Below are 2,668 nucleotides of genomic sequence, written 5' to 3' on the forward strand. Positions count from 1 at the left end.
ACTGCCCTGGAGACGGGGTGGGAGAGTAGGTCGCCGCCGGACAACCATTCACCAAAGGCCCACCCCACACGGGGTGGGCCTTTGGCATACCCCCGAACACCCAGCCCCGAGCACACCTGTGCCCGGGGCACTTCTGTACCCAGAGCCCCGTTGTCAGAACCACACCGGGCCATGCCCCGCTCACCTTCTGACAACACCGCCTCCCCGATCAGGTGTCAGAACCACACCGGGCCATACCCCGCTCACCTTCTGACAACACCACCACCCCGATCAGGTGTCAGAACTGCACCGGGCCATACCCCACCCACCTTCTGACAACTCCCCGAGAGAGTGGGTGCGCGCGGTCAGGCGCCCTTCCGTGGAGCCTCGTGACATTGCGGAAGCTGGGTGCTCGATGGGGACCGTCTTCCGCGCTGGGGGGCAACGATGGACGGGGCGACCGACCTCGAGCTCTCCGAGCTCTGGTGGGGGCCGGATCGGCGGCCGCGTGCGGCGACGCGATCCAGGGGTCTGTCGAGACCAGCCGGAGCATGGAGATCGGCACGCGACACATGCTGCCTGGGTGGGCGCCACGGTTGATGCTCGGGCCGGCGTGGCTACGTGGTCCACGTCGGGGGCAGATCGGGCCGGGGCTGTGTTGCGAAGCCTGGATCTCGCCGCTTGGCCAGCGGGGGCTGGCTCTGATCCGCACGCAGCCGGCGCTAGCATCGGCGGATGACCGCGCTACGGCCCGCCGCCGAGGAGACCGGCACCCCGCCGGACCGCCTCGCGGCCTTCGCTGTGCCACTGGGCTGCGGGGCCCTCGCCGCCTTCGGTGCCGCAGTGGGCCCGGGCTTGGTCGTCGGGATCTTGTTCGCCCCGGCCGTGATGCTTCCTCTCGGCCTTGTGCTGCTCGTCGGGATCGCGTTCGCCAACGCCGCGATCCTGCGGGCAGCCACAGGACGGCGCCGGATCGGGCTGGCAGTCGTGCTCACTCTGCTCGTCCCAGCGGCGATCGGAGCGGAGCTCGTGGCGCAGGGCGAGATCCCCCTCGACCCGCGCTACGGCGTCCCGGTGCCGGTGGTGATCGGCGCCCTCGTGGCGGGGATCTCGACGTTCGCACTCCCGAGGTGGGCGAAGCTGGTCGGCGGACTCACGATCGTCCTCGCCGCCGTGCTGTACGGCTGGCAGGCCGCATCGGATGCCGCCCAGGAGGCCGCTGCAGCCAGAGCGAGCAACGTCGTGGCACGTGAAGCGATGTACGACAACTTGCTCCCTGGCGCGACGACGACCTTGACCGGCGCCCGGACCGACCTCCGCACGCTCACTGGAGAAGTCGCCGAAGTCGGGGTCGACCGGGACGGACGGGAACTCACGATCACGATGTCGGCGTGGGGCGACCCTGGTGAGGAAGACCCCGACGGCTTCGCGTGCTGGCTGCTGTCCTCCGGCGAGGGAAGCTGGATCGAGGGACAGACCTACGCGGACTTCGCCGACCGCTGCCGCATCGTCGACGGAGGCTGGGCCAGCTCCGACGGGCTCACGTTCGGAACCTACCGCGACGGGAACTGGGTCACCGTCGACGCCGGTCCCGCCGCGACGGTCGAGGATGTCACGGCGGTCGCCAGCACGCTCACGGACGTACCCGAGGCCCAGCGTCGCGCCCACTGGGAGGTCATGTCAGACCTCCCCGCTGGATGAGAGTGGTCCCCAGACCGCGCGACAGCGTCCTCGAGCTACAGGATGCGTCGGAAGAACACCGCAGGTTCGGCTACCTCGAGTGACTCCAGCTCTGCCACGAGACGGATGAAGTGCTCGGTCTGCGTATGAGCCATCAGATGGTCGTGGGACTTCCACTCCTCGGTGAGGAGCAGCGAGGTCGGCTCGTCCTCGCGCTGCAGGAGCTCGTACGACAGGCAGCCGAGCTCGCGCCTGGTGGCTGCGACGAGCTCCTCGTAGACAGCGAGGGCTCGAGGGAGGTCGGCCTCCTGCACCCTGCAGGGAACGTGGACGCGGATCAAGGAGTCTCCTCGGGGAGCGAAGGGTCGTCAGGGCCGGGACGGAGCCCGTCGTGCAGGTCGGGGACGGTCGGCCCCGCACGGATCCACGTCCGCGGGGCCTGGCCGGCCGCCCTGGCCGACCGTAGTCCCATCCGGCATGAGCCGGGGCAGCCACCAGGGATCTGGGCGCCGAGAGAGCCGGCGGGGAAGGACTCCGCGTCGCGCGCACCGGACGATCGCGCGCGACGCGGTCCTGCTGCGCACTCGCCGGGCCCGACGTCGGCGCGTATCGGAGCCTGAGACGCTCCGATCGCGGCACGCCGACGCGGTGACCGGGGTCACCCTGAGCGGGTTTGACCAGAGGGGCCTCCCCCAGTAATGTTCTCTGAGTCAGCCCGGCAGGGAGGAACAGACACCACTGCGAAGCTCCTCGGAGCCGCCGCGAAGTGGCTGGATCCCCCGGGTGAGCCAAACCTCCTTGAGACTTCTGAGGACATTCGTGTCCTCGAGGAGTAGGGAATGTGGCCGACTTGGAAGGCTCGCTTCACGAGAAATCATGAAGTTGGAAGGCCCCGGAGAGTCTGATAAGATTAAGAAGTTGCCCCGAGTGAAGGCCTGGAAACGGGTTGGAGTCGGTGCGTGTCGGTTGCTTGAGAACTCAACAGTGTGCTTGATAGTTAATGCCAATT

Annotated in this window: 2 protein-coding genes; one reads left to right on the forward strand and one right to left on the reverse strand. The window is 68.5% G+C overall.

Annotated features, from left to right (window positions below):
* The first annotated feature begins 714 nt into the window (after positions 1 to 714).
* Positions 715 to 1,680 (forward strand): hypothetical protein, encoded by a 966-nt coding sequence (locus ASE15_RS04825; protein WP_056761945.1) that lies wholly within the window; start codon positions 715 to 717, stop codon positions 1,678 to 1,680.
* A 35-nt stretch (positions 1,681 to 1,715) separates the two neighbouring features.
* Here ASE15_RS04825 and ASE15_RS04830 read toward each other — a convergent pair whose 3' ends face one another.
* Positions 1,716 to 2,000, reverse strand: a complete 285-nt coding sequence (locus ASE15_RS04830; RefSeq protein ID WP_056761947.1) for a putative quinol monooxygenase — start codon at positions 1,998 to 2,000, stop codon at positions 1,716 to 1,718.
* Positions 2,001 to 2,668: the final 668 nt, after the last annotated feature.

Origin of the sequence: Oerskovia sp. Root22, assembly GCF_001429135.1 — a bacterium.
In the GTDB taxonomy this organism is placed as follows: Bacteria; Actinomycetota; Actinomycetes; order Actinomycetales; family Cellulomonadaceae; genus Oerskovia; species Oerskovia enterophila.